Here is a 24317-nt window from a genome sequence, read left to right as displayed (position 1 = left end):
TCTCGTCTCCGCTTATGACTTACCTGGTTGCCAGTCGCTCATCTGCAAAATGTTTCCGCCGAGTTTTGCGAACGCGCGTTGGCGACAGGAGAAAACGAGAATCTGCTGATCGCGTGATTGACGATGCAAAGCGTCGAACATGCGCTCAATGCGATCGTCATCGGAATAGACCAACGCGTCATCGAGGATAACCGGTGTGGGTCGCCCGTCGCGGGCGAGCAGACGAGCGAAGGCCAGCCGGGTCAGAACCGAAAGCTGTTCTCGCATGCCGCCACTCAACCTCTCGACATCCTCGTCCTGACCATTGCGACGAACGGTCTGCGGCAACAGTGTATTCTCATCGAACACTATGGAGATGTCGTCGAATAACAGTCTGAGCAGCGGCCGCAGCTCGGACATGACCGGCGTGAGATATAGATCGCGTGCCGCCGAGCGCGCAGCGACCAGCGTTGTACGCAGCCGGTCGAGGACGGCCTTTTCGATTTCGAAGCGTCCCACTCGCTCTTCAGCGACTTCCAATTTTTCTCTGGCCTCGCGCCAAGCTTCTTCCACCGCGTCGTCGGACCGGGTGCGAATATGGCCATTGAGATCGGCTAGAGTTACACGCAACTGACTTGCTTCCTGCGTGGCGGCATCCTGGACCGAGCGGGCACGGCGCAGGACAGCTTCGGCGCTGGTGAGATCGTGAGCGCCGTCGCGCAGCGGCGCAGCGCGCATCTCAGCCGCTTCGCGCAGAGTTTGTCGTGCGGTGGCCTCGGTAAGGAGCAAGCGCTCCTTTTCCTGGCGCGCTGCGTCAGGTCCCAATATGACCTCGAGGCTGGTCAGTTCCGCCTGGATGGTCAGGTAAGCAGTCTCGGCGGCCATGACAGCCTCGTCGGCGTGGCTGCGCAGGGGCAGGGCCTCGCGCACGTTGTTGCGTGTTGTCGCCACACGCTGCTGGGCTGCTGCATGATTTTGCCGGATCTGTCGCGAATCGACTATAAGTTCGAGGTTCCCGGCCGCGAGGGCACTCAGTCGGGCAAGCTCCTCGTGCAATTGCTGTATTCCCTTGGGCGCGAGATCGCCGAGCCGCTGACGCGCCAAGCCCAGTTCGGCAGCCTTGTCGCGCGCTTCAACCAGGCGCTGGCGTGCCGTCATGAGGCTGTCGACGCCAAGGGACGCAAGCAGGCTGTGGTGCTTCGCTTCGGCTTCTTCGATGGTCCGGTTGGCTTGCTGGGGCCGAATTGAGCGCAGGGTCAAAGCTCCGATGCCGGCAATGTCTATGCGCACGGTGCCAGCAAAGCTTTGGTCTACTGCATGGAGCAAAGGCTTGGCATCGATGGTCACCAAATCGGCGGCGCCGTCCCGATATTCCATGCGTAGCGTCGGCAGGGTTCCCAGTTGAGCTGCACGAAGGCCGGCAATGTCGATTTCGAGCGCTTGGAGCTGCTCGACAGCCTGTTCCGGCACCGCCAGCATCGCCAGCGCTGCCTCTCCATCTTCGATCTGGGTTCTGGCGACTTCGGCTTGTTTCAGCCGGTTGTGTAGGCTTGCCAGTTGTTCGGCTGCGTCGCGCGCCAAGAGGGTCGCATCCAGCCGCGCGAGCAGTTCGCGAGCTTCGCGCTCTTCCTGTTCGGCTACTTGAACTTCTGCCATCACTTGTTCGTTTTCGACTATGGCAGAAGCGCGCCGATCGAGAACCTCACTGCGGCGAAGCTGCGCAATTGTCGACTGCTCGCGCAAATCCGCGGCTCGTTTGAGCGCGGTCCGAAAACTATCGAGGGCCTGCTTCGCCGCGTCGTGGTGAATTGCGGCCAGGGCAGCTTCCGCTTCAGCAGCCTTCAGGGCTTCGCTATGCGATTTGGCAGCCTCGACCGCGGCTTCGGCGGCCGAGATACCCTCCCGCCGGGTAGCGCCTTCTTCAGGGTTTTCAAGCTCAGACAGACGCGCCAACGCCATGCGCCGCTTGTCGAGCGCATCGCGCAGACCTGCAACTTCGGCGCTGAGGCGCAGTTCTTTTTTCAGCAGTTTGTCACGCTCATCGAGCGCCGCCGCATAGAGACCGCCGCTCTTGGGACGCAGCGTTGACGTAACCAGGCTATAGAGTTCTTCTTCGCATGCGGCGGCGATTTCCGCCATGCGTCGCCCGCCGGTCAGGGCTTCAACTTCCCCCTGAACCGAGGATAGTAGGCTTTCGCGCACGCGTTTGTCGCCATCCTCCTCGCTTTTGCTTCGCCTTTCGATGCCGGTGACTCCTTGGCGAACCCAGAGCAATCCTGCCGGTCCTGCGGTTCCGCCATGGATTAGATTGCCAATAAACGCTTCGGCCTCATCCGCTTGAGCCAACAGTCGGCTCCGCTCGAGGTCGGTAACGCTGGCCAGCTTGCCACCATAAAACTGCTTGGTAAGCCGATAGCGTCCTTCTGAAGTGGTGATGTCGGCCTCCACCACCGGATTGCCACCACTATAAGGCCGTAGCAGTCTTACGCCTTCGGGCGTCCCCGTATGAGGCTGGAAAAAGAGTGCATGGAGTGCTTCGAAGAAAGTTGATTTGCCGAATTCATTGACCGCGCAAAGCACGTTGACGCCGTCGCCTATGTTCTCGATGGCGACGCCTTGCCCAGCGAACCGTTTGACGTTGTGCAGCCGAAGGGCTGTAAGTTTCATGATCCCATCGCCTCGCAATAGCTAAACAGCCGAACCAGTGCTTGTCGTGAAATGTCGCGTTCGACAGTCGACCGCCTTTCGTCGGTGCTTTCATCCAACAGTGCCTGCGCTGCCTCGCGAAGGGCGCCGGAGCGACCGATCCGATCCAAATCGCCGCTTTCGCAGTCGGTCGCCAGGCCGTCCCCTTGCAGCTCCAGATAGGCGTAGTCCGGCGCGACTGCCGCGACCGCGGCTTCGAGGGCGGTTCGTCCGCTTACCCGTACCCGGCCAGACGCGGCAATTCGCAGCAAGGTCTGACGCCGCAAGTCTGCCGGTGGTAGCAACGCTTCGAATGCCGCCGCGCTGTCATCGCCAGACAGCAAATGCAGTGGAGCGGTTTTCCAGGAAAAGCTGGCTGTTTCGACGGCCACGATCTCGGGCAGGGCGCCAGGCCCGGCAATGGAAACGACAAGGGCCTGACCGGGTGTATCATGCTTGAAACGGTCAGGTTCGGGCGCACCGCTGTAGCGGCTGCGCTCATTGATGGTGACGGGCCCGTGCCAGTCGCCAAGTGCCAGATAATCGAGGCCGGCCTTGGTCGCGCGATCTGGTGCAATGACGTCGGACGCTACTGAATCTTCTGAAAAGTTCTGAATGGCGCCATGAGCAAGTCCGACCCGGATGGCGCCTTGCGGTGTCGCGGCGTTGTTCATCCACTCGGTAAGGTCGCGACCGGGTCTGCGGGTCGTGCACGGTGCGGGCAGCAGCGCCACGTCCGCAGCAATGGTCAGGATTTCGGGCCGGGTGGCCAGTATGACATTGTCCGGCACAACGCTGCCCGCAGCGCTCCACAATTGATCAGCTAACAGTGAATCGTGGTTGCCAGGGAGCAATATCCAGCGCAAGGGCGCGCTCCGGCTCATCTCGGCAAGGGCCTGCCGCAACATCGCTGGTGTAGGCGTTTCGGTGTCGAACGTATCGCCGGCCAGCAATATGGTGGATGCACCATGGACCCGTGCCTGTTCTGCCAGCCGGCTGATCGCGCTATGGCGCGCTTCACGGAGCCGCCCGCGCAGATCCTCCGGCATGTTGCCGAACCGCTTGCCGATATGAAGATCGGAGCTGTGGATGAAACGAAACATGGAGTCTCCGAGACTATGTCTGTGCCAGGTAGTGCCGGGCGCGATCGATGGCCTCATCCAGCCGGGAGCGTGATATCGCCGCAAGTCGCTCGACGCCGAGCATACGTGCAAGGTCGAGAGCGGGATCCGACTGTTCCAGAATGTCTTTGTTCGCGACGACGACAGCGGCTAGCTCGGCCATTGGAATGTCGGCAATGGACCGGCGGGCATAGGCGTCAAACGGCATGCGATAATCAAACAGATCGACCACCGTCCCCTTCTTCCATAGGAAGCTGCCGCTGGATTCTTCAGTTCTATCAAAATCGCGCAGATGCAGGTCGATCCGCTCCCGAATCTTGTTGCCCGTTCTGAGCCAGCCATGCGCCCGTGCGATGCGCTGCGCAAGGACGTCTTCTCGCAGCGGGCCTTCCTGTTCGATCACTGCGTCGACCATGGTCCGCAAAGTGCCTCGGTAGGCGAAGTCGTAAAAATGATCCGGGCTGGTAGCGAATGCTGATAGGTCTGTGAGGCGATAACGGTCGTCCGTCGGTATGGAATCATGCGTCGAATTCGCGGCAGCAGGCAAAATTGCTCCAGATGCTGATGGGTGCTCTACCGTCGCGACGGGAGCGGCGACAAGCTCTGGCTCTGATTTTATCGACAAGCTTGCAGGTTCGCCGATCGATGCAAACTCTTCGGCTGGCAATGGGTCTATGGGGTCGACCTTATGTCCCATGTCCCATTGGATCACCGCTTCACCTTCCTGTTGTTCAGCTTGCTTGCGACGGCTTTCCTCGAGCAGCGCGGCCAGGCTGGCATGAAGCCTCTCGGTGCAACCTTCGAGATCAAACCACCAATCGGTTGACCATACCCGGACAATGTTCCACCCGAGGCCTCGCAGGACTTGCTCTCGGACCTTGTCTCGATCTCGCGCCGTGGCAGAACTGTGATAGGCAGCGCCGTCACACTCGACCCCAGCCAGATAGGCTCCGGCAAGATCGGGATGCCGGATCCCTATATCCACTCGAAAGCCAGAAATGCCAACTTGTGGAACGATGGTCCATCCGCGCTTCTCAAGCTCGGCGGCTACAGCCTCCTCGAAAGGGGATTCCAAAGCCCCGACCGGTCCGCGTTCCTGCGCTGGCAATGCCACGGCGCCGCGCTCGGCAAAATCGAGGAAGGTTTTGAGATGCTGTACACCGATTGCCTTTGTCCGGTTGGGGTCGATCTGGTCGGCGGTAAAACCTGAAAATACTATCAATTCCTGCCGCGCACGCGTCACCGCGACGTTCAGCCGGCGTTCGCCGCCGTCCCGATTTAGCGCGCCGAAATCCATGGAGCGCTTGCCGGCGTTATCTTGCGAGAAAGTGATCGAAAACAGGATTATGTCACGCTCGTCGCCCTGGACATTTTCCAGGTTCTTGACGATGGCGGGTTCAATACGATCGTCGGCAAAGAACCATTCAAGCTCCGGCTCCATCTGTCGCGCCTTGTCGAAAAAGTCGAGGATGAGCGACTGCTGTTGCGCGTTGAAGGTGATGACTCCGAGCGTGGGTCGGTCCTTTTCCGGAAGGGCCAGCCAACGCCGCATCCTGCTGACCGCCTCGTCGGTGACCGCCTGGGCTTCGATGCGGTTGGTGCGACTTTTTCCTCGGTCGTAGATGCCGGTCGTGATTTTTCGCAGCTGCACTGCCCGATCTTCCACCGTTGGGGAAGGGAAGGTGATGAGCCTATTCTGATAGTAGTGATGGTTGGAGAAGGCGATCAGCGACTCACTGCGGCTGCGGTAATGCCAGCGCAGATCACGCACCGGGATGCCGGCCGCTTTGGCTTCGTCGAGAATGCTCTCAAGATCCTTTTCGTGCTCGACGACTTCCTCGTTCTCCTCGTTGCGGCCAAAGAAATTGGTGGGCGGCAACTGCTTGGGATCGCCTACGATTATGGTTTGATGGGCCCGCGCGATGGCACCGACGGCGTCCCAGGTGGTGATCTGCGATGCTTCGTCGAAAATGACTACGTCGAACAACGCCTGGTCGGGAGGTAGGTATTGAGCGATTGAAAGAGGCGACATCAGCATGCAGGGCGCGAGCTTGGCAAAGCTCGACGGCATAGCACCGATCATCTCGCGGATTGACCTGCTGGGCCGCTGCAATTCCATCTGATGGCGCAACAGGCCCAACTCGGAATTGCGAGGGACGCTTTGCACAGCCGGCAAACCATGAGCGATGGCGCTGATGACGCGAAGGCTTGCTTGAGCACGGACAAGATCGTCGATTTCCCGGAAATCGTCGATGGCATGCTCGTGCTGGAAGCGCCGGAACTCTCGCAGCACCGGATCGGCATCCAGCGTGGCCGGCAGCCACCAGCGCACGTAGCCTAGGCGGAACGCGGATTGAGCTTCGGTTGGTCGCACTAGACCCGCCTCGATATCGTCGACCAACGCTCCCAGATTCTGACTGACAGCTCTGCGACGTATGCCGCACCACGAAGTCCAGTCCCGCAGAAGATGACGGGCATTGAGCAAATCTCCCATCGCGGTCGTCATTTCGGTCAGCGGGTTATCATGTCCTGCCCACGAAGGCGTCTTTCCAGCAGGGATCGCAAATTGGGTCCTCGCAGCCTCGAATGCTGTAGCAGCCGCAAGGAAGCGAGCTGCCCCATGGCGCATCGTACTATCTGCTGCACCGCTTCGCAGGCTCGGGGCGGTTGCTTGGAGGAGCGCTCTGAGATCCTCCGTGCCGAGGCCGGGCAGGCGTAGCGTCTGTCGAAGCCTTTCGGCGATCGAGAGTATCTGATCGATACTACGGGTGTCGGTATTAAGTGCAGCAAATCCGACCGGCTTGCCAGATAGGATGTTGGCTTCGACAGTGGCGCGGCTGTCCTGCATCACGCGCAGCAGTGGCAAGTCCCGCTGAGGATCGGCCCCGCCCTCTGTGACATAGCCTTGAAGCAGCTTCTGGACTTTGCGTTTGCCCAACTGACTGTTTGGCCAAAAGGCAGAAGCAGCCTGTTGCCATTGCTGCTCTATGTTCTCTATTCGTATGCGCGCAACAGCAGCCTCGTCATAGTGTGCCGACAGGTCCTTGCGAGACTTGCGATAGTCCCTGATTGCATCATCGAGACTCGCGAGGGCTCCCCGCAACTGGGCGAAATCTCGATCAAAGACAATGCTGAGGTCATAGCCGGCACTGTCCTGGAGTGCCCCTGCTAGTTTTCGCAGCGCTTCGAGCTCTGCTGTTGACGCATCGCCTTTGGCGCGCAGGCCGATGCTCACCAGGAAGGCGTCGAGTGCGGTGGCTAGAACCTCGGACGCACTCTTGAGGGTCTTTGCCCCTTCGAGCAAGTTATCCTGCAAGCCCGACGTCCACTCGGTGACATCTATGAGACGCAAGACCGGTCGCATCTCCACTGACTGAAATGCGAGACCTGTTTCGGCGGCAATACGCTCCAGCGCCAGCCGGCTTGCCTCGTCATGGCCATCGCGCGAAGGCCACGACAATCCCGGAGCATGCCGTTGCTTGTTCTTGAGAGCGATGCCAAGCGCCAGATAGGGCGTGAGACCATTGATATGGCGCCGATGCAGCGCTTCGACATAGGTATTCAGTTCGTCGCGACGGACGCGAAGCCGCTCATTGATCGCAATCCACTCCGCGGCGTCCACGCGCACGCCGCTTTCCCAGCTGATCCTGAGCTGGTTGAGAAAGTTGCGTCGGTCCGCCTTACTGGAATGGAGTTCGAGACAATGCGCGCCCAGGCCATGTTCGCGCAGGCGGCGATACACCACATCGAGCGCCGCCGTCTTCTCGGCCACAAACAGCACAGTTTTGCCAACTGAAAGACAGTTGGCAATCATGTTGGCGATGGTCTGGCTCTTGCCAGTGCCGGGAGGACCGATGATGACAAAGTCGCGGCCCTCAGCGGCGGCAAGGCTTGCCGCGGTCTGTGAAGAGTCGGCCGGCAGCAGCGAAACGATATCGGACGGGGCATAGTGCCGGTCGAGTTCGCGCTCGTCCCGGAATGATGCGCCACTGCCCTCGAACGCTATCTCCGGCGTATCGATCAGGTGGCGTACTACGCGGTTTTCGCGCAGAGCATCGGTACGCTCGACCAGATCTTTCCACATCAGGAATTTGGCGAAGGAGAAGGTTGAGAGCGCCGTCTCGTCCACTACCTCCATACCGGGGACGTCGCGCACTGCCTGACGCATAAGACTTAGCAGACGGGGCACATCAACGCCGCTTTCGTCTTCGGGCAGCTCCCCGGAGAACTGAGGCAGTTTGAGCTCGAAGTCGCGCTCAAGAAACTGCAACAAGGTTGCGTTGAACCGCGGCTCATCTTCATGAAAGCGCAAGGTAAAACGCGATGTTGCGCTGCGGCGCTCGATTTTGACCGGCACGAGCAACAATGGCGCGCGATAGCTGCGCTCGTCCTCCGGCTTTTTCTTCCAGCGCAGGAAGCCGACCGCCAGGAAAAGCGTATTCGCGCCGCCCTCGGCAAAGTCGTTGCGAACTTGGCGGTAAAGATCGATCAGTCGGGATTCCAATTGGTGTCCATCGAGCGTCGATGGGAGCTCGTCGCGCAGGAGCGCTTCTGCTGCAAAACCGCGCTGCAGGTCACGTCCATGGACTTCGCGATAGAGGGCAGCATCACGCTCGCCCAATGGATTCTGTTCGGGCAGCGATATGAGCCTGATCGAAGCGCCTGCCATCAGGCGATCCTCTAGATAGCCGACGTCGGTACAAAGAAACGGAATTGTCTTCTTGGAGTCCGGAAAATTGAGCAGGCGGTTCCGCAGTGTCAAATCAAGGAGCTTTTTCTGCCAGCGGTCGATCCGCCCGGCAGCTGTCGTCGGCTTCACCTCGACGATGTCGGCAGGCAGGGCTGTCACGGCCGGTGCCGCTGGCAGCGGCAGCGCGATTTCGGTTGCCACTTCGGTATCCACGCTGCGACGCATCGGTTCGTGCGAGGCAAGCGGAGTAATGCCGCCGCTACGCGAGCGGCGGATATCGATGGCGGCGACAAAGGTGCCTACCTGCGTTTCGTCGAGCCGTTGTTCGATTGCTCGTTGCGCAGCCTCCAGCGTCATCGCCGGCCGATGCGTTACACCGGTCGTCTCAAACACGATCAGTTCGCGCGATGCCAGCGCCTTGCGTATCTCCATGGCATCGGTCTCGATGGCGTTGGCGAGCGTCTTTTGTGTTATCCAGGCGCCGACGGCAGCGTGGCCCTGGAACATAAGGACGACGGCATGCAGGCCCGTCGCCTCCAGGGCAGAGGCGAACAACAGACTGGCATCGAGACAGGTAGCCAGCCTCTCCGCCGTAATTGTTGAGGGACGTCGAATTTTTTGGCCTCGGCTTTCGAAGCTTGCAGGAGGCTCTGCATAATGCAGGGATAGACCGGCAACGGCCGAATAAATTGCGGCCGCCAGCATGAATGCGCGTTGCGGATTGCCGCTTTGATAGCCATCGAGGCTGGAGGCATGACCATGCGCTGCGAGCCGCTCCGCTGCGGAACGTAGCAATCCTGCGATCGCCGGGTCGTTCGGCATGACGAATGCAGGTAGCAATTGCGCCATATCGATGACGCCACCCCATTCGTCGCGAGCAAGCAGGCGCACAGCAATACGCTGCTCGGCCAGCACTGCGCCTCCTGAGGTGAGCCGCAGCGTTATCTCCCCGCGCTCAGCCTCATTGAGACCGGCCAGATAGCTGGCGTCGAGATCGATTTTTCGGTCGCTTAAGGGAAGCCGGTCGCCGGCAACAATCCGATCAATCGTCCAACTCTTGGCGCGCAAAAATGGTGGGTTCGATGTCAGGTCGAGAGTGCATTTTTCGAAACCCTGCTGGGTCGGGTTGTTGAGCGCGATAGACCGGATCACCGGAATAGCATTTTGGAAGGACGCATATGTAAAGCTGGCGGCGATGTCCGCCACGACTTCTATTACGGGCGCGGCTGATATACCGGCGGCATCGCCAGTGTCTGAACTCGTTTCCATGCCCTATCCCCTTTTTCATTTACGATAGAACTTTGCGGCCAGAATTTGAAAGTAAATTCTCGCTATTGTCGCCGCTTAGTTCTTCAGCAGCATAAATCCCTGAAATTCGAACCGCCTTGGTCAGTTCGACAGTTGTCGACCGCTGCAGGAATTGTGATCCTTGCTGCCGGGACAGCACGCTATTGCGTGGTGAGGCAGCTGCTCGTGCTTCACGTTTCGTTGAGCCGCGCTGGTCGTTCGTTTGAGGCCGGACTGCGCCCGTTCGTCCGGACAACGCAACTGGTGGGCCTTGGTCCGGCTCCTTTCAGGACCACAGGTGTTCGCCCCTTTTGGCTCGAAGCAAACAATCGCAGGTGAAGCCGCGCATGACAGCTTTGCGCCTCCTTCCAGTCGCCCAACGCGACAGCAGCTCAACCCGAGAGCGGCCGGTCCCTCAGTTCAAGGCTTGAGGGTTGAAGTCGCCTGTTTGACTGCGAGTTCTGCCGCCTTTGCAGCGTCCCGCGACATCCTGAAGAAGTCGGAATGGGATTCCCATCGCATAACCGGCGAGATCGGCGGCACGAGACAGATGTCGTGCCAGTACGGATTCGATCCGGAGACACGCGGTGCCCACGTGATCTCTGCTGACAAGCTCGACAGGCTGCGCGGCTTCCCAACTGAGGCCGAGGTCGACCGCAGGGACCGGGGCTTCCCGGCTTTCCTGCCTCGTGCCGAGCATCTGTGACTAGTGTTCGGAGCGGGCGTGGAATTGCTGCTTGAGACGACGTGGCTGCGGCGCGCCGCCTGGCATTGTGGGGTCGCCATGCCAATGACAACGCCGCGCATCGGACGACGCAGCTTTCGGACGACGACGAGCTGCGTGTCGACAGGCTTCGGTTCCGGGCATGGAGGCTGCTGACGAAAGTCGACGCTATGCAGATCGCCGACGTCGACGAGTATCTCGCAGAACGCGTCGGACACGAACATGCCGGTTGGCGCATCCAGCCGACGGCGCAGATGGTCCAGCGCGCCCGCGAACTGCACGAGAGGACAATATCTCAATGCTGCATAAGCCAGTTCCTACCGCGCACGGCGGCCTCGGCATAACCGCGATCCCGATAACTGGGGAGCGGCCGAGTCCGAAGAAGTGGCCTAACGCCGTGAGATGGTACATCGGTGATGACGGGCCAAAGAGCAACGGGTCCCGGGTTTCGCGGTACGCGGCAAACTCTCAGAGGGCTGGGTCTTGGAAGGGGCGCCCGAGGAAGAAGCGCAGAAGCAGTCGTTCGGTATCCGACACTGGGGCGGCGACCAGGAAGGGCAATGCGCTCAGAGACATGTCTAACAGAGAGGACTGTTTACACGTCACCCCGGGTATCGTATGTCGCTGCCCATTCCAATAAGAGACATCACTGCTGTGATGTCAGATAGGCAAGCGACATGTCAACCGAATGGCCGAAACGAATCCGCAGCAGGGCTGCGAAGTTAAAGAATGGGAATGCGCTCCTGGCCCTCGCCGAGGAATCGCAGATCCTCTCGGAGATGCGGCGCCGCATCATGAATGGCGAGAAGCCCGTAACAGCGCTGTCCGGCGAGATGGTCGAGCGCTTCGGTCAGGAAGATGCCGAGCATCACGGACTCCGCCAGCTCGCTGGGGAAGCGACCGCGTTCATGGTCGAAAGCATGCTTGGCGCGGTCCGTTCGTCCGGATCGAGAAAGATCCTCGACGACCAAGTTTTCAGTTCAGGCACGCCTTTCCGGATTCCCGGACAGACCAGAGAGACCGTTCTTGCCGAGCCGCTGGCGACCGAGCTTCTGGTCCGGCACGTGACCGATGCCGCACTCGCCGACCTGGCGGCCCTCCTCGCCGCCGAACAGGAGCGCCGCCTGACGACCTTAGCGGTCAGCCAGCAGCTTCCTGACTTTAGCGAGGCGGGTCCGGCAATCCTGACCCGCCACCGCTAGCCGCTCGAGATACAGCGCAACGTCCCGCTGAGTCTCCCAGACCTCCGTCGCCACGGGTTCCGGCATGCAGTCGAACAGCGAACGGGGGACATCGGATTTGCGTTCGACGATCCTCGTGACGACCTTCGGCTCCGGGTCGTCACACACCATGTCGTGAGAGAAAAATCTATCGAGCTGGGATGACGTGTCGCTGCGCGCGGTTGACTGTCGGCGAAATCTGCAAGCATTGGGCGGCGCCTAGTTCGGCGTCATAGTCGCCGAGATGGAACTGAAGCGCATGCGCTCACAAGCCTCGACGACCTTCTTACGGTCCTTGATGGGTTTGCTATGGAAGAGCTCGTTCCGGGTTTCCTTGATGACCCGCAACATGTCGTCGAACACGGTCTTGTCGAAGTTGAATCGCAGCTCCGCGTTGCGCAAAACATGCCCCGCATCAAGCCCCAGTCCGCCTTGATGATGCTCCAGAGTTCAGCGGCGCAGGAGGCGTGGACGGGCACTAGTACCTCTGCACAGAGGTTATGACGGGTTGAACCGGCTGAAGTTTGGGTAGGATGTCGTGGTCGACGAGCAGTTGGATGCTGCGCGCGACACCTGGTTGCCTGCGGATGAGGCCGGAGCGTTCGAGGGTTAGCACCATCTGGTGGACGGACGGCGGGGTGACGCCGAAATAGCGTTGCATGTCGCGTTCGGCCGGCGGCTGGCGGTTGATCTGCATATAAGCCCAGATGAAGGCGAGGTACTGGCCCTGTTTTTCGGTGAAGCTGGGACCCGCAGGCGTTTGCCCGTCAAGTAATTGATTCAATTTTCGATTCATCCGGAACCCTTGGCAACCGAGGAGGCTTTCTAGATGAATCTACGCTATCGTGTCGATCTCGACCAACCCGAACGCGATGAACTCACAGCGATGCTGGCAGGCGGCAAGCAGCCGGCTCGCAAGCTCAAGCGGGCGCAGATCCTGCTCGCCGTCGACGCGGGCTTGGGTGACGAGGCCATTGCCGCGACGGTGGTGGTCGGCGGCTCCACTGTCTATCGCACCAAGCGCCGCTTCGTGGAGATGGGTCTGGAGGCGGCGCTCAGCGAAGAGCCACGCGCAGGCGCGCAACGCAAGCTGACGGACAAGGAAGAAGCCCTGCTGGTGGCCACCGCCTGTTCCAGTCCGCCGCCGGGCCGCGCCCGCTGGACCCTGGAACTGCTGGCCGGTGAGTTCGTCAAGCTGACCGATCACCAGGAACTGTCGCGCGAGACGGTGCGCCGACGCTTGGCAGACAACGATCTCAAGCCCTGGCGCAAGGACATGTGGTGCATCCCCAAGGTCGACGCCGAGTATGTCGCGCGCATGGAGGACGTGCTCGACCTCTATGCCGAGGCACCGGACCCGAAGCGACCGGTGGTGTGCTTCGACGAAAGCCCGACCCAACTCATCGGCGAGGTGCGACAGCCGATCCCGGCCGAACCGGGCCGGCTTGAGCGGTATGACTGCGAGTACAAGCGCAACGGCACCGCCAACCTGTTCGTCTTCCTCGACGCACACCGCTCCTGGCGCAAAGTCAAGGTCACCGAGCGGCGCGCCGCGGAAGACTTTGCCCATTGCATGCGCGACCTCGTCGATATCCATTACCCGCAGGCCGAACGCGTCAGGGTGGTGCTCGACAATCTGTCAACCCACTCGGCCGCCGCGCTCTACCAGGCTCTGCCTGCTTCAGAGGCGCGACGCGTCCTTCGACGGCTGGAATTCCACTACACGCCCAAACACGCCAGCTGGCTCAACATGGTCGAGATCGAAATCGGCGTCCTGCGCGGCCAGTGCCTCGATCGTCGCATCAATAGCTATGATCGCCTCGTCGCGGAGACCGCTGCCTGGGAGCACCTGCGAAACACCAGTGGCGCTCGCATCAACTGGATGTTCTCTACCGAAAACGCACGCCTTAAGATGGCCAAAGCCTATCCCAAGCCGACTTCCAAAGAGTCATAACCTCTGTGCAGAGGTACTAGCTATACGCAGCTTTCTAGATGACAAGCGCTTTCAGCGGAGTCATGTTGTCCTGTCGGCGGTCTTTCCGCCCCCCTTTGTGTCGTTCAAGATCTCAGCCCACGGGAGGCCCAGATGATTGATCGTCTCAACCTTGACCCAGCCCTCTATCCAAGTGACTTGGAAAGCCTGAAATCGGTTTTCGACCAGCTTTGCCAAGAGAGAGATATCCAGCCGGGATCACCAGAAGCTGAGAATGTTGCCTCTGACCTGGTGCGCCGTTTCCAGACCGGACTTAGCGACGAAACCTGCTTGCTCATAGCAGCCAGGGCGCGACAGCAGGATTTGCGGCGGGTAGGCTGAATAAATAAGTCCACCGTGGCTCGTAACGCAGCTGCTTACTGCTTGTCTTGACGCGAAGGGCGAAGTCGACAGTCGCCCACCGGACTCGCTTGGCCGCGCATTCAATCGTCGCTGCGAGAAGCCTCTCTTGGCATCACTGATGACCGCTTTCAGACATGCGCCACCTAGAAATCCCAAAGTGAGCGATGAGCATGTCGCTGAGAAGATCGGCCTGACGAATGTACCGGGCGTCCAGGCAATGTCTTCCGAAGCCTAGGTTCCGGCAAGGCTCTCGACCTTCACGCGGCGCGGGCGGCCGAAGCCAGGCGGAATCTGCTGCCCGAGACCTACAGCCCGGTACAGATACATCGTCCTTGCTGTGTCTTTCTCCAAAATTTTGATATGAACTGGTTTGGCTTCGCAGCCCGACTGAGCAACTGACATAAGGAATACGCATATGGCGACTGGAACCGTGAAGTGGTTCAATAGCACCAAGGGTTTTGGATTCATTCAGCCCGACAATGGTGGTCAGGACGTTTTCGTCCACATCTCCGCTGTGGAGCGCGCGGGTCTCGGCACCCTCGTCGATGGCCAGAAGATCAATTTTGAGATCGAGCAGGACCGCCGCACCGGCAAGTCCTCTGCCGGCAATCTGAGCAAAGCAGGCTAATTTTCTCGTAGTCACGGATGTACTGGCGGCTGCGCCAAGAGCGCACGAAGGATGATAGATCCGAGGGCCGGGGCAGCGGATTGCTGCAAGTCTTCAAACGATCATGTGAAATCAGTTTGTTTGGCAATAAAAGGCGGGATATCTTCCCGCCTTTTGGATATGGGATGGATTATAGGATGCTGATGGCGATCCGGCGAGACTGGGCAGGCCGGTACGCCCGAGCTTATTGCTTGCTTGGCTCTACAGCGCGGCCACGGTGGTCCACCGCCGTGTCGTTGAAACGTCACCGTAGCTGACCCATATGCACATCGCATCGGATGCCTCCTCCCATCGCGTCCGACGCGTTCCCCTCTGGAGGTTTTGAACCTTCATACTTGGCCGGGCTTAACAGTCCGGCCTTTTCTATTCGTCAGGTCACCACGTGGAGGCACGTTCTGACAGGTCGTCTGTCGAACCTTGGCCGAGAATGAAATCAAACACGGGTTGAGGCTGACCGAGCGCAGTCGCCTGCAGGTTTGCGGGTATGCCTGCCGCGGCTCTGGCTTGTTCGGCAAGCGCTGCGGGCAACATGCCGAGCGCGCGCGCGAAGGTTTGATCCGTCGTGTCCATCAGCAGGTGAAGGAGTCCAGCGGCACGCCCGGCATGACGCACCGCCGCGGCATGCTTGCCCTCCCGGATCTTCACGCCGGCCGCCGATAACAGGATCAATCCCTTGAAGAGCATCCGGAGCGGATCGCCTCGATCCGCGACCTGCCAAAGACCTTCCCAAGCCTCATGGGCTTCCCAGTAATAGCCGTGATTGAACAGGTCGAGACCCCATAGGAACATGTCTGACTCAAGCGACGCTTTTGCAGGGACCGGCACGGCTTCGCTGTGGTAGCTGTGTCCTGCGGGATCGCGCACGGGATGCGGTTGCTTGCCCGGCAGATACGCATAGGATGGAAAGCGCCTTTCCGGCAGGCAGCGCGGGCGCAACATCGAACCAATAGCCATCAAATACATATAGCACGGCCGAGACCTGAACTGACGTCAGTTCCAACGCATCAGGAATGACACTTAGCAATAGCCGCCAGCAAGAAGCCCCATATGCTCTGCCTCGGCCGAACGACGCACACTGCGAACAACGATCAGTTCGTGATCTTATCGCGCACGCCCATCCCACGTCGCGGGTTCGTTCTTCGGCCAATTGAGACGTTCAATGCCTGTGCGGGGCATGGGCCCCTTGCCACAAGAACCGGTACTTTAATGCCATGCCGACGTCAGATGGGCGATTTGCGCGCCGACCTCGTAATACGCTTCCCTGAGGCCAAGTGAGGAGATTTCTTGCAGTTCAGATTGCGGCAAGGCCAGTTCAGTCTCGGTCTTTTCGCCAAGGATCAGAAGTGCCAGCTCTCGACCGAACACCGTGCCGGGCGAAATGCCGCGGCCGTTGTAGCCTGAGAAACCGATGACGTTTTGGGCGTGCTTGTGGAATCTCGGCATTGCATCCGTGGTCATGCCGATCTGTCCGTACCACTCATACTCGAACTCCGCATCGCGAAGCTGCGGATAGAGTTTCGACAGGGCACGGCGCGCCCAAGCCTTGTGGATGGCAGTGCCCGTGTTGCGTAGCGCGCCGACGCTGCCGAACACCAGCCGCCCCGCTTTATCCAGCCGGAACGAAGAGAGGATCGTTTTGGTGTCCCACGTGCCTTCTCGTCCTGGCAGGATGGACTGTAACAGCTCGGCCCCGAGCGGCTTGGTCGCCAGGTTGAAGTAAGGTAGATGTACCTGTTCGTTGCGGACGCTTGTCCATGGTCCGGTGCTGTAGGCGTCAGTGGCGACCACCACCCATTCGGCCTCGACCGCGCCATTCGTGGTACGCAACGTCCATCGACCGTTCTTTTTGCCAGCTGCCACAACTGGACTGGAGGTGCAGATTATCGCCCCGGCGCGGAGGCAGGCCTGGGCGAGGCCACGCGCGTATGCGAGCGGCTGGAGTGTACCGGCACGTCGATCGAGCAGTGAAGCCGCATAGGCCCGGGTGCCTAGCCTCTTTTTCGTTTCGTCGGCGTCGAGTACCTCCACCGGCGCGCCTCTTCTTTGCCACTGTGCCTCGCGCTCCCGAATCTCCATCAACCCGGCTTGGCCTACCGCGCAGTGGAGCGTGCCGTTTCGTTCCAATTCACAGTCGATGCGATGTCTATCGATGAGGTCCATGACCATTGCCGGACCCTCACCGAGCAGCCTCAGCAGCCGCTCGCCGTGAATGGACCCGAGCTTGGCGGTAAGGTCGTCCGGCATCAGCCACAGGCCGGCATTGATCAACCCGACATTACGCCCGGCGCCGCCGAAACCGATCTCGCGGCCTTCCAGCAGGACGACCTGGCGTCCGGCTTCTGCCAAGTGCAGCGCGCATGACATGCCGGTATACCCACCACCGACGACAACCACATCGGCGGAAATTTGCCGGTCGAGTGCAGCCGTTATAGGAGCCTGCGGCGCGGTCGCCTCCCAAAGGCCGTGAGAGCGGGGGTCATTCAGCATCGAACGGTTCCGAGTGCATTTTTTAAGATTGGTCGCCTAGGCGAGTCGCGCGCATGCTGCGGAGATGCGCAGGATTTCTTCTCTCAACTCGGCTTCGGATGTCGCATAGGAAATGCGGAAGAAAGGTGATAGGCCGAAAGCAGCGCCTGGGACAACCGCGACACTGGCCTCCTCGAGCAGGTAGTTGCAGAAATCATTGTCAGTTTCGATCCACTTGCGGGCTGGCGTCGATTTGCCGATCAGGTCTGCACAACTGGCAAAGGTGTAGAAGGCCCCCTCCGGATTGCGACAGTCGATGCCTTCGATCGCGTTCAATCCGTCAACAGTGAGATCGCGGCGGCGACGAAAACTCTCGGTTCTTTCCTTCAGGAAGTGCTAAGGGCCGGACAGGGCCTCGGCAGCGGCAGCCTGGCTGACAGATGACGGGCAGCAGGTCGACTGGCTCTGCACCACCGCCATCGCCTTGACCAGCTCTCGCGACCCGCCGGCGTAGCCGATCCGCCATCCGGTCATGGCATAGGCCTTCGAAACGCCGTTTACGGTCAGCGACCGCGCCTTCAGGCGCGGTTCCAGCGCCACCGGGGTGACGAAACGAAAACCGTCATAGATGATATGCTCGTACATATCGTCCACCAGTAGGCTGACATGCGGATGCCGCAGGAGCACCTCGATCAGAGGTCGATAGTCGGCCTCGCTGTAGGCGGCGCCGGACGGATTGGAGGGTGAATTCAGGAGCAGCCATTTTGTCCTCGGCGTAATCGCTGCCTCGAGCTGACTTGCCGTCAGCCTGAACCCAGCCTCCGCTTCACAAGGGACGAAGACGGGGCTGCCCTCGGCGATGGCGACGATATCGGCATAGGAAGTCCATGCCGGCGTCGGGATGATGACCTCATCGCTGCAGTTCACCGTCGCCATCATCGCATTGAACAGTATCGGCTTGGCACCGGCAGCCACCGTGATCTCGTCTACCGCATAGTCGAGGCCGTTCTCACGGCGGAATTTTTCCCGGATCGCCCGCTTGAGTTCCGGCGTGCCATCGAGCGCGGTGTATTTGGTGTCGCCGCGTTGGATGGCACTGCAGGCCGCCTGCTTCACATTGTCGGGCGTGTCGAAATCCGGCTCACCCGCTCCCAGGATGATCATCGGCGCTCCGTCGCGCTTTAAGGCCTGAGCGCGGGCGCCGATCTTCAGGATCGGCGAAACGCCGATCGTCGATAGACGCGAGGCAGGCACGAAGCCGGCCTGATCGATCCTTGTGCTGACGGTCATTGGTTGATCCTCAGTCGATGTCGAACGAGACGCCTTGGGCCAGCGGCAGCGCCTTGGAATAATTCACCGTGTTGGTGGCGCGGCGCATATAGGCCTTCCATGCGTCGGAGCCACTCTCGCGGCCGCCGCCGGTTTCCTTTTCGCCGCCGAAAGCGCCGCCGATCTCGGCACCGGAGGTGCCGATGTTGACATTGGTGATGCCGCAATCCGAACCGTCGACACCGAGGAAGCGCTCGGATTCCTGCAGGTCGCGGGTGAAGATCGACGACGACAGGCCGGCGCCGACTGCATTGTGCTCGTCGAGCACGGTGTCGAAATCGGAATATTTCATCACATAGAGGATCGGCGCGAAGGTCTCTTCCGTCACCGGCGAGACTTGGCTTTGCATTTCGACCAGCGCCGGATGCACGTAATAGGCATCCGGATGGCCGTTCTCGACCCGGGCGCCGCCGGTCACCTTGCCGCCATGTGAACCTGCCTCCTTCAGCGCCTTCTGCATGGCGTCGAAGGCAGCTTTGTCGATCAGCGGCCCGACCAGTGAAGAGGTCTCCAGGGGATTGCCGACCGTCACACTTTCGTAAGCCTTCTTGAGACGTGGAACCAGGGCGTCATAGACGCTGTCATGCACGAACAGGCGCCGCAGCGTCGTGCAGCGCTGTCCCGCCGTGCCCATCGCGCCGAAGGCAATCGCGCGCAGCGCCATGTCGAGATCGGCGGTCGGGCAGACGATGCCGGCATTGTTGCCGCCGAGTTCGAGCACCGCGCGGGCAAAGCGCTTGGCCAGCCGCGGGCCAACGTCGCGGCCCATGCGCGTCGAGCCGGTGGCCGATACCAGCGGCACCTTGGGATGATCGACCAGTATCTCGCCGACGGCGCGGTCACCAATCAGCACCGGTGCCAAGCCCTGCGGCGCGTCGGTGCCAAAACGCTTTACCGCGCGTGCAAAAATCGCTTCGCAGGCGAGCGCCGTCAGCGGCGTCTTCTCCGACGGCTTCCACACCACCGCGTCGCCGCAAACCAGTGCCAAGGCTGCGTTCCACGACCACACCGCGACCGGGAAGTTGAAGGCGGAAATGACGCCGACGACGCCGAGCGGATGCCAGGTTTCCATCATGCGATGGCCCGGGCGCTCGGTGGCGATGGTCAGGCCGTACAATTGCCGGGACAGACCGACGGCGAAATCGCAGATGTCGATCATCTCCTGCACTTCGCCAAGCCCCTCGGACGGGATCTTGCCGACCTCGATCGAGACCAGCCGGCCAAGCTCGGCCTTGTGCATGCGCAGCTCCTCACCGAGCAGCCGCACCAGCTCGCCGCGCCGCGGGCCCGGCACCATCCGCCACGCGTGGAACGCTTTGTGCGCGGCATCGATGGTCTTGGCCGCGTCGGCCGGCGAGATCGTCTTCAGCGCCGCGATCTGCTCACCCGTCACCGGACTGCGCACGATCAGGTCGCCGCCAACAAGTGCGTCCTTGGCCACACCCAGTTTCGCCAGAAGCTCGGCCGTTTCCTTGGCTACATCCACCGACTTAACTGTAATGTTCATCCGACGAACTCCTGTTCCTGATTATCCAAAACAGACCGAGCCGAGGCTGCCTGGCGACGTCAGTCGCTTCAGGCCCGCGGCAAGGTCCCTGCTCTTTTGTGGGGTATAGCGATCGTAATAGGCCTGGTTCTTGCGGCCGACGCCGTGCTCGGCACTGAAACTGCCGCCGAACCGGTCGACAGCGACCGAATAGACCCAGTCACGCAGCCGCTGTTCGAAGGCGGCATCGACCTGACTTGCATCGCTAGCCACCAGATTGAAATGCACGCCGCCATCGCCGATATGGCCAAAGTCGAAGATGTCGACACCGGCAAATTGCCGAGGCAGCTCGGCCTTCATCCACTCACAGAAGGCCAGAACGTCGGCTCTGCGGAACGACAGATCGAAAGCCACCAGCCGACCGGCATGCTTCACGCCTTCCGACAGCGCGTGCCGTAGCGCCCACATCTCATGCGCGGGACCAACGAAGGCGTCGGCCAACAGCGCATCGTCGCCTTGCAGGATATCGGCAAGCACGCTTTCCAGGACCGCGTCGATCGGCTGCTCGCCGTCGCGCGGCGCCCAGCTTCGGGAAATCTCGGCCAGGATCACATAGTCGGGAATTTGACCGTTCTGGAACGGATTTCGCAGCGACGCAACATGGGCGAGAGCAGCGCCAATCGCGTTTTTCGACATGCCTTCGAAGGCGGAAAGATACGATCCGAGGCGCTCCTCGATCGTCCGCAGCAGGGGCATGACAGCGACACTGCCGCTCGGCACCAGATAGGTTGTCGCGACCTGTTTTGGCAGTCGCTCGAGATTAAGTTCGCATTCTGTGACGATGCCGAAGGCGCCAGCCGTGCCGACGAAAAGCTGCTTCCAGTCGACACCGGTGTTGTTTTTGCGTAATCCAGACATTAGATCGACAACCGTACCGGTCTCGTCGGCCAGAACGACCTTCACGCCAAGCGTGTTCTTACGCACATCGCCATACCGGAGAAAGCGCGTGCCGCCGGTATTGGTCGCCAGCATGCCCCCGAGGCGCGGATCAGCGCCAAGGTCGACCGGAAAGAAAAGCCCACTCGGCTCAAGCCGGGCATTGACCTCGGACAGCAAAATTCCGGTATCGACGCGCAACGATCGATTGTCGATGTCGAGATCGAAACGGCGCGTCATTCGATCCAAGCTGAGCACGATCTGCGATCCGCTGGCATCCGGTGTCGAGCCCGAGACCAGCCCTGTGTTGCCCGATTGCGGCACGAGCGCGATACGCTGCCGGACGCAATAGGCAACGCAGGCGGACATTTCCGCCGTAGTGCCAGGGCGCAGCACCAGCGCCGCATGACCGTGATCGTGGCGCGCACCGATCTCGTAGGCTGCCATGGCGGCCCGATCCATGATGACGCCATTTTCGCCAAGGATCTCCACCAATGCGGATTTGTGTCTTTCGTCGATCATCCAGGGCGCCTATTCCGCAGCCCGGAGGCCGCCGAGCGCTTGGCGACAGGTCTCGATCGACGCCTGTTCGATGGCGGCGTAGTGCTCGAACTCGTTCAGCACGCCAACACCGAGATCGCTTTCAAAGCGCTTCTGGTTGGGACTGGCGACAAATTCCTGGGTTGCCCCGTCGCCAAGATTCGACTGGAAGATGCCGGCGGCGCTGACAGGCAGGAAATCCTCGTAGACGATTGGGTCGAAACGGAAGAAACCTTCTGCGACAAGGTGCTCGAAGTCGTCAGTCATGACACTGCCGGTATGCCGCCCGCGCTCCGTCAGGGAGTATCTGAAGTATCCCAGATTCGCGGCCCGGATGCCTTCCCATGTATCGGGGAACGCCTCGAATGTCCGTGAAAGTGTTTGTGCGTAGTCGGCCGCGTTCGACCCGTCGGCAGCCGGTCGGATGATTGCGCGCGTGGCCTCCAGCAGACTGTCGTAAAGGGCGCGCCCCTTGGGTGTCAGCGCTATGCCGCGCTGCTCGATCTCGCCGAAGCGCGCGGTATGCGAGCCTGCCACCCAGGCGCCGTCCCCTGCGTTGAACGACACCACCTCATCCAGTGCCTTGAACGAAGTCTGCCTGAGCAGGATCGGGCAAAGCCGAGGTGGAGGGCCCTCCACGATTGCCTTCGGCGCTATGCCATGCGCCGGCATGCCAACCTGAACGGCATCGATATCGAGCGTGCGCGGCGTGAGATGATTGATGTGCGGACCTCTGAACGAGACCACATCCGCGATCAAGCGATGCGCCTGATGCAGGCTGTTGTACATGTCAAGACTGACGCAGGCCTGATCGTGCCACCGGAAAGTTTCGAGTATTTCGGCGACAAAACGATCCGCATCGTCTTCGTGCAGGCCAGCTTGCCGTTCGGCCTTCTCGGTGAGCGCCAACGCTCCACCCGTGAAAATCCTGCGCTCGGACAGGATGCGCTCGGCCTCGGCACGCAAGGTCTCGTCGTCGATGAGGTCGATCCTGAGCAGCGAAGTGAAGACGCGGAACGGATTGCGGCTCAGCGCCTCGGCTCCGACGGGGCGGAAGGCGGTGGAGTGAACCGGCACACCAGCCGGGCTCAGGTCATAGTACCCTACCGGGACCATGCCCATCACGGCGAACACGCGCCGCATCATCGAGAGTTCGGCCGGCGTTCCGAGCCGGATCGCGCCATGCCGTTCCTCCGAAATTCGGTCGAGTGAGTCCATCGCTTCCAGGCGCTGCCGAAGCTCGGGATCAGACCTCAGGGTCTCGTCATTGACCGAGGCGACCAGGTCCATCAGCGTGCCGTAGGCGGGGACCTCGGTCCTGTACATGGCCGACATCGCCGCCGAAAAGGCTGAACGGATGTGATCGGGTGTAACAAACCCACGGCTGTCCATGACGCGCGACCTCGCTCAAAAAAGGGCAGATCATTCCTGAAAAAGCTGATACTGGATTTCATGCTGCAAAGATTGCGACAGTTTCGACTAGGTTGATGCGAGTTACGCATGACACTCAACAGACGACTGATACCGGATCTGGTGGCGATCCAGGCATTTGAGTGTGCCGCGCGGCACGCCAGCTTCACGCGTGCAGCGGGTGAATTGAACCTGACGCAGAGCGCGGTCAGCCGGCAAGTCAAGGATCTCGAGAACCATCTCGGCGCGCTGCTGTTTGAGCGGATCCGCCAACGGGTGGTGCTTTCCGAGGATGGGCAGCGCTTTTTGCCGGAGGCGCGAAAACTTTTGCAGCAGACCGAAGAGACGATGCTGCGGGCAATGTCCTCGGCGGAGGCCAGAGTAGGTCTCAGCATCGCAACCTTGCCGACATTCGGCAGCCGCTGGCTCAGCCCGCGCCTGCCTGATTTCCTCAGCCAACACCCGGGGACGATCCTGAATGTCGGTTCCAGATCGGCGCCGTTCGATTTCGAGGAGGAGAATTTCGACCTCGCAATCCACTATGGGCAGCCGGTCTGGGCGCGCGGCACCTGCACTTATCTGTGCAGCGAATCTATCGTACCGGTAGCAAGCGCGGCGCTGTCGCCTTCTGCGGCGAAGAAGGTCCCGGCTGACCTTCTTGGTGAATCCTTGCTCCATCTGGCCACGCGCCCCAAGCTATGGTCGCAGTGGTTCGAACGGGCCGGCCTGCCGGCGGAATTGGCTTGCCGGGGACACCGTTTCGATCAGTTTTCGATGATCATAGAAGCCGTGATAGGCGGGATGGGCTACGCGCTTCTGCCGCGTTATCTGATCGAGCGCGAGCTGATGTCCGGTGAACTCGCCGTGATCCTCGACCTGCCAATGATGACCGAGAACAGCTACTACGTCGTCGTGCCGGAATCAAAAAAGACGAATCCGCTGGTGCAGGATCTTACCGCATGGCTGCTCGGACAAGTGACCAATGCGATGTAACGGTGGTGGTGTTCCTCTTGTTCTGGCGATCTGCTCGCGTATGGCGTCCGTCGGCACCACCACCAGCAGTCGCTCGAAGCGCTGATGGGTATTGAGTGCGAGCCTGGTCTCAGTCTTGCCGGTGCCGGGCTTCAGTTCAAGTGCCAGCTCCGGAGCGCGAAAATTCGTGGCCTTCGACAGATGGGCTTCCCGCTCCTTGATGACCTTCATCAGGGAACTGGAGGTTCACGCCGCTGTTGAAGAAGGAATTATCGCTCCGAAATTGGTGAGCATGAGGATTTGTGGGGCGGTCATGCGGTGCCGGTTTCTCTGTGCTCGTGATTGTCGTTGGCCATGCCGGGATACCATTGGCGGAAGGTCGAGCGGAGGGAACCGTCTAGGGTCTGCGTGCGGGTTTGCAGCAGAAGATGCGCGCCAATCCTGCTCCACTGCATCTGCTGTTTCTGGTT

Annotated in this window: 18 protein-coding genes and 2 pseudogenes; 7 read left to right on the top strand and 13 right to left on the bottom strand. The window is 60.6% G+C overall.

Features of this window, described 5'->3' with window-relative positions; all coding sequences use genetic code 11:
• Positions 1-12: 12 nt before the first annotated feature.
• Genes CGZ66_RS24475 through CGZ66_RS24465 form a run of 3 tightly spaced genes read right to left on the bottom strand, consistent with a single transcriptional unit; the run spans position 13 to position 9744 of the window.
• A complete protein-coding gene (locus tag CGZ66_RS24475) occupies positions 13-2646 on the bottom strand; it encodes an AAA family ATPase (RefSeq protein ID WP_095088828.1) in 2634 nt (877 codons plus the stop codon).
• Entirely contained in the window at positions 2643-3767 is a 1125-nt protein-coding gene (locus CGZ66_RS24470; protein ID WP_095088823.1) for a metallophosphoesterase family protein, read from the bottom strand. Before CGZ66_RS24470 ends, CGZ66_RS24475 begins: the two co-directional genes overlap by 4 nt.
• Positions 3768-3780: 13 nt before the next feature.
• On the bottom strand, positions 3781-9744 hold the full coding sequence (locus CGZ66_RS24465) for a DUF3320 domain-containing protein (protein ID WP_095088818.1): 5964 nt from the start codon (positions 9742-9744) through the stop codon (positions 3781-3783).
• Positions 9745-10210: 466 nt separating this feature from the next.
• On the opposite strand from CGZ66_RS24465, the gene CGZ66_RS24460 reads away from it, so the two are divergent.
• The 3 genes from CGZ66_RS24460 (at position 10211) to CGZ66_RS24450 (ending at position 11688) form a co-directional block, all read left to right on the top strand.
• The gene (locus tag CGZ66_RS24460) at positions 10211-10468 is read left to right on the top strand and encodes a hypothetical protein (protein ID WP_095088813.1); all 258 of its coding nucleotides are present in this window, start codon (positions 10211-10213) and stop codon (positions 10466-10468) included.
• Between the two features lie 41 nt (positions 10469-10509).
• Complete coding sequence (locus CGZ66_RS24455; protein WP_095088810.1) at positions 10510-10830, top strand: hypothetical protein; 321 nt, start codon at positions 10510-10512, stop codon at positions 10828-10830.
• Between the two features lie 450 nt (positions 10831-11280).
• Positions 11281-11688 (top strand): hypothetical protein, encoded by a 408-nt coding sequence (locus tag CGZ66_RS24450; protein ID WP_167392232.1) that lies wholly within the window; start codon positions 11281-11283, stop codon positions 11686-11688.
• A gap of 237 nt (positions 11689-11925) precedes the next feature.
• On the opposite strand, the gene CGZ66_RS24445 is transcribed toward CGZ66_RS24450, so the two are convergent.
• Both CGZ66_RS24445 and CGZ66_RS24440 read right to left on the bottom strand, forming a co-directional pair.
• A complete protein-coding gene (locus tag CGZ66_RS24445) occupies positions 11926-12108 on the bottom strand; it encodes a hypothetical protein (protein ID WP_095088804.1) in 183 nt (60 codons plus the stop codon).
• Positions 12109-12184: 76 nt separating this feature from the next.
• On the bottom strand, positions 12185-12490 hold the full coding sequence (locus CGZ66_RS24440) for a LexA family protein (RefSeq protein WP_245330990.1): 306 nt from the start codon (positions 12488-12490) through the stop codon (positions 12185-12187).
• Between the two features lie 45 nt (positions 12491-12535).
• On the opposite strand from CGZ66_RS24440, the gene CGZ66_RS24435 reads away from it, so the two are divergent.
• The 3 genes from CGZ66_RS24435 (at position 12536) to CGZ66_RS24425 (ending at position 14669) form a co-directional block, all read left to right on the top strand.
• Positions 12536-13660: an IS630 family transposase gene (locus CGZ66_RS24435; RefSeq protein ID WP_095088802.1), complete on the top strand. Its 1125-nt coding sequence runs from the start codon at positions 12536-12538 to the stop codon at positions 13658-13660.
• A 132-nt stretch (positions 13661-13792) separates the two neighbouring features.
• Complete coding sequence (locus CGZ66_RS24430; RefSeq protein ID WP_095088800.1) at positions 13793-14020, top strand: hypothetical protein; 228 nt, start codon at positions 13793-13795, stop codon at positions 14018-14020.
• Between the two features lie 436 nt (positions 14021-14456).
• Entirely contained in the window at positions 14457-14669 is a 213-nt protein-coding gene (locus CGZ66_RS24425) for a cold-shock protein (RefSeq protein WP_095088798.1), read from the top strand.
• Positions 14670-15083: 414 nt separating this feature from the next.
• On the opposite strand, the gene CGZ66_RS24420 is transcribed toward CGZ66_RS24425, so the two are convergent.
• The 6 genes and pseudogenes from CGZ66_RS24420 to hglS all read right to left on the bottom strand — a co-directional run bounded on the left by CGZ66_RS24420 (position 15084) and on the right by hglS (position 22857).
• Positions 15084-15671: a DUF309 domain-containing protein gene (locus CGZ66_RS24420; RefSeq protein WP_245331193.1), complete on the bottom strand. Its 588-nt coding sequence runs from the start codon at positions 15669-15671 to the stop codon at positions 15084-15086.
• A 240-nt stretch (positions 15672-15911) separates the two neighbouring features.
• Entirely contained in the window at positions 15912-17195 is a 1284-nt protein-coding gene (locus CGZ66_RS24415; RefSeq protein ID WP_095088794.1) for an NAD(P)/FAD-dependent oxidoreductase, read from the bottom strand.
• A 36-nt stretch (positions 17196-17231) separates the two neighbouring features.
• Positions 17232-18464: pseudogene (locus tag CGZ66_RS24410) on the bottom strand (pyridoxal phosphate-dependent aminotransferase).
• Between the two features lie 10 nt (positions 18465-18474).
• A complete protein-coding gene (gene amaB / locus CGZ66_RS24405) occupies positions 18475-20010 on the bottom strand; it encodes an L-piperidine-6-carboxylate dehydrogenase (protein ID WP_095088792.1) in 1536 nt (511 codons plus the stop codon).
• 21 nt (positions 20011-20031) lie between these two features.
• Entirely contained in the window at positions 20032-21447 is a 1416-nt protein-coding gene (locus CGZ66_RS24400) for an FAD-binding oxidoreductase (RefSeq protein WP_095088790.1), read from the bottom strand.
• Positions 21448-21456: 9 nt separating this feature from the next.
• Positions 21457-22857, bottom strand: a complete 1401-nt coding sequence (gene hglS / locus CGZ66_RS24395) for a 2-oxoadipate dioxygenase/decarboxylase HglS (protein ID WP_095088786.1) — start codon at positions 22855-22857, stop codon at positions 21457-21459.
• Positions 22858-22965: 108 nt separating this feature from the next.
• Here hglS and CGZ66_RS24390 point away from each other — a divergent pair, with 108 nt between their 5' ends.
• Complete coding sequence (locus CGZ66_RS24390) at positions 22966-23868, top strand: LysR family transcriptional regulator (RefSeq protein ID WP_095088785.1); 903 nt, start codon at positions 22966-22968, stop codon at positions 23866-23868.
• Here the strand turns inward: CGZ66_RS24390 and CGZ66_RS24385 are convergent.
• Together CGZ66_RS24385 and CGZ66_RS24380 are read right to left on the bottom strand one after the other, a co-directional pair.
• Positions 23797-24078 carry a DEAD/DEAH box helicase family protein gene (locus tag CGZ66_RS24385; protein ID WP_095088783.1) on the bottom strand — a complete coding sequence of 94 codons (282 nt, stop codon included), beginning with the start codon at positions 24076-24078 and terminating at the stop codon, positions 23797-23799. The genes CGZ66_RS24390 and CGZ66_RS24385 overlap by 72 nt on opposite strands.
• An 80-nt stretch (positions 24079-24158) precedes the next feature.
• A pseudogene (locus tag CGZ66_RS24380) lies at positions 24159-24314 on the bottom strand (ISKra4 family transposase); the annotation flags it as partial.
• Positions 24315-24317 lie beyond the last annotated feature (3 nt).

Source organism: Mesorhizobium sophorae (genome assembly GCF_002270415.1).
In the GTDB taxonomy this organism is placed as follows: Bacteria; Pseudomonadota; Alphaproteobacteria; order Rhizobiales; family Rhizobiaceae; genus Mesorhizobium; species Mesorhizobium sophorae.
The sequence above is the reverse complement of the archived record's forward strand: the minus strand, read 5'-3'. Positions and strand labels throughout refer to the sequence as shown.

What these genes read in the sequence shown, in the direction of transcription:
- amaB (WP_095088792.1), bottom strand. Translation starts at nt 20,010, where the DNA reads ATGAACATTACAGTTAAGTCGGTGGATGTAGCCAAGGAAACGGCCGAG.
- CGZ66_RS24475 (WP_095088828.1), bottom strand. Translation starts at nt 2,646, where the DNA reads ATGAAACTTACAGCCCTTCGGCTGCACAACGTCAAACGGTTCGCTGGG.
- CGZ66_RS24425 (WP_095088798.1), top strand. Translation starts at nt 14,457, where the DNA reads ATGGCGACTGGAACCGTGAAGTGGTTCAATAGCACCAAGGGTTTTGGA.
- hglS (WP_095088786.1), bottom strand. Translation starts at nt 22,857, where the DNA reads ATGGACAGCCGTGGGTTTGTTACACCCGATCACATCCGTTCAGCCTTT.
- CGZ66_RS24465 (WP_095088818.1), bottom strand. Translation starts at nt 9,744, where the DNA reads ATGGAAACGAGTTCAGACACTGGCGATGCCGCCGGTATATCAGCCGCG.
- CGZ66_RS24450 (WP_167392232.1), top strand. Translation starts at nt 11,281, where the DNA reads ATGAATGGCGAGAAGCCCGTAACAGCGCTGTCCGGCGAGATGGTCGAG.
- CGZ66_RS24435 (WP_095088802.1), top strand. Translation starts at nt 12,536, where the DNA reads ATGAATCTACGCTATCGTGTCGATCTCGACCAACCCGAACGCGATGAA.
- CGZ66_RS24385 (WP_095088783.1), bottom strand. Translation starts at nt 24,078, where the DNA reads ATGAAGGTCATCAAGGAGCGGGAAGCCCATCTGTCGAAGGCCACGAAT.
- CGZ66_RS24470 (WP_095088823.1), bottom strand. Translation starts at nt 3,767, where the DNA reads ATGTTTCGTTTCATCCACAGCTCCGATCTTCATATCGGCAAGCGGTTC.
- CGZ66_RS24415 (WP_095088794.1), bottom strand. Translation starts at nt 17,195, where the DNA reads ATGCTGAATGACCCCCGCTCTCACGGCCTTTGGGAGGCGACCGCGCCG.
- CGZ66_RS24420 (WP_245331193.1), bottom strand. Translation starts at nt 15,671, where the DNA reads ATGTATTTGATGGCTATTGGTTCGATGTTGCGCCCGCGCTGCCTGCCG.
- CGZ66_RS24400 (WP_095088790.1), bottom strand. Translation starts at nt 21,447, where the DNA reads ATGATCGACGAAAGACACAAATCCGCATTGGTGGAGATCCTTGGCGAA.
- CGZ66_RS24430 (WP_095088800.1), top strand. Translation starts at nt 13,793, where the DNA reads ATGATTGATCGTCTCAACCTTGACCCAGCCCTCTATCCAAGTGACTTG.
- CGZ66_RS24390 (WP_095088785.1), top strand. Translation starts at nt 22,966, where the DNA reads ATGACACTCAACAGACGACTGATACCGGATCTGGTGGCGATCCAGGCA.